The 255-nt window shown below is 60.0% G+C and carries 1 protein-coding gene and 1 pseudogene; both read left to right on the top strand.

Features of this window, described 5'->3' with window-relative positions; translation table 11 throughout:
- A partial coding sequence (locus tag ACO0LO_RS29130) for a proton-translocating transhydrogenase family protein (protein WP_422970056.1) occupies nt 1–160 on the top strand: 160 nt, incomplete at its 5' end.
- Nucleotides 160–255 (top strand): annotated as a pseudogene (locus tag ACO0LO_RS29135) (NADP transhydrogenase subunit beta); the annotation flags it as partial. The gene ACO0LO_RS29130 and the pseudogene ACO0LO_RS29135, both read left to right, overlap by 1 nt.

Here is a 255-nt window from a genome sequence, read left to right on the forward strand (position 1 = left end):
TGCCGGCCTGACCGAAGGCCTGCTGGCCCAGGTGATGGGCACCGCTGCCGTGGCGCTGGCCGCCGTCAACGTCTTCGGCGGTTTCCTGGTCACGCAGAGGATGCTGGAAATGTTTAAGAAAAAAGAACCCAAGGCGCCCGCGCACAAGGAGGATAAATAATGAGCCTCAATCTGGTGACCTTGTTATACCTGATCGCCTCGGTCTGCTTCATCCAGGCGCTGAAGGGTTTATCCCACCCCTCCACCGCACGGCGC

The sequence above is a fragment of the Undibacterium sp. TJN25 genome, assembly GCF_049339885.1.
Lineage (GTDB): Bacteria > Pseudomonadota > Gammaproteobacteria > Burkholderiales > Burkholderiaceae_D > Undibacterium.